This window comes from Sphingomonas sp. MJ1 (PH-R8), assembly GCF_048058635.1.
In the GTDB taxonomy this organism is placed as follows: Bacteria; Pseudomonadota; Alphaproteobacteria; order Sphingomonadales; family Sphingomonadaceae; genus Sphingomonas.
The window spans coordinates 1-1512 of the sequence record NZ_JBBEFX010000054.1 but is presented as its reverse complement, the minus strand read 5'-3'; the positions used below and the strand labels follow the sequence as shown (position 1 = coordinate 1512).

Genomic DNA, 1512 nt, shown 5'->3' with positions numbered 1-1512 from the left:
TGGTGCCGCTTACAGGATGCGTGCCGGGTTTGAGATCGACTGATGCGCGGGGTTGTTCTGAATCCCATGGAACGTCGAGTGTCGCTTCAACGGCTGCGTCCGAGGACGATGCCGGTGAGCCTGCTGTGGTATGATCAGGCTTGGTCATGTGCGGAGGCTCCGGGATCGTGGATCAGCATGCGGGACGGTGCGGTGATGATGGGACGGATGAGCCGTGCCCGATCTGCCGGGGCGAAGAACTCGACCCGGATTTCGTCGCGATGATCGAGCACGCAGCGGCTCAGCCGGGGAAGGCGATGACCTTCGATGAGGCGATTGAGTGGCTGCGCACGCTGTGATCAGGCGGCGAGCAGCCGGTAGACCGACGCGCGCCCGATCTTGAGGCGCTTGGCGATCTGGGTGGCACCGAACCCCTGCTGACGAAGATCGCGCACAGCGTCGGGGCTGATCGTCGCGGGACGGCCCTTGTAGACATCGCCGCGTGCCTTCGCATTCTCGATTCCACGACGCTGGCGAGCGCGGAGAAAGTGTTTTTCCAGCATGCCTACCAGTCCGAAGACGGTGAGCATCACCTCGGCCATGATATCGCTGCCGTCGAGCGTGATGGCCGGGTCATTGATCCGCAGCACCGCCTTCTTCTCAATGACGCGCTTGGCAATGGTCAGCAGGTCGCCGGTGTCACGCGCCAGCCTGTCCGGGTGCAATGAAAGAAGTTCGTCACCGGGTTCGAGCAGGCGCAGGGCGGCTTCGAGTTGGTCCCGGCCAGTGAGCTTCGAGCCGTTGCCGATATCGACGAACACGACGACCGCGCCGAGCTTCTCCAGCATGACCTTCTGGCTGGTGGCGTCCTGACCGTCGCTGGTCGAAATGCGTGCGTATCCCAGAACCTTGCCCATCGAGCCTCCTGACTGTCCTGTTTGGCTCTAAGACGCTCTCACAGAACTGTATTTCGTCAAGGAAAAGCGACCCAAGCGAGACGCCGATCTGCCTCACTGGCCGTCTCGCCCATGGTTGCCCTATCGAGGCGACGAGCGTCCGTCCGCCGTTCTGGTCGGGGCTGTCGCCCGATCATCAGGTTGGCAGCGGTCGAGCAGGCAACGTCACTTCGTTGAGGTGAACTTATCGTGCCCCATGGAGAACAGCGATCTGGGTCGGCACCCCGTGGTGTCGAGCCAGTGAAACTGTTCGCGGTGGGCGCGGACGGGACCGCCAGAGCGGGACCGGCAAGGCCGACGCCTGACTAACAGCATGATCGCTCATGTCGAACGGTGCCGCGCCTCGCGCGTCCCCGGCCCTTGTCGCTCGCTCGCCCCTTGATGGCGCGGCACAGGGCCGCACCATCAAGCGTCGAACCAGCAACTGCGGGCAAGTTCATGAGGTCGAGGTCAGGTGAACCAGCACCACCATCGCCAACATGTCCGCACTTAACCTTCTACTATTAGAGAGTTTCCTGCGGACACTCGGGCAGAATGATCAGAACGGCGGGCGGAATCAAATAATGTGGGCGTGGTG

Annotated in this window: 2 protein-coding genes; one reads left to right on the top strand and one right to left on the bottom strand. The window is 62.5% G+C overall.

Translation table 11 applies throughout. From position 1 onward, the window contains the following. Positions 1–167: 167 nt before the first annotated feature. Positions 168–338 carry a hypothetical protein gene (locus VPH46_RS16230; protein ID WP_416612894.1) on the top strand — a complete coding sequence of 57 codons (171 nt, stop codon included), beginning with the start codon at positions 168–170 and terminating at the stop codon, positions 336–338. Here the strand turns inward: VPH46_RS16230 and VPH46_RS16225 are convergent, their stop codons facing one another. Then, the gene (locus VPH46_RS16225; RefSeq protein ID WP_416612892.1) at positions 339–896 is read right to left on the bottom strand and encodes a recombinase family protein; all 558 of its coding nucleotides are present in this window, start codon (positions 894–896) and stop codon (positions 339–341) included. It lies immediately after the preceding gene. Positions 897–1512: the final 616 nt, after the last annotated feature.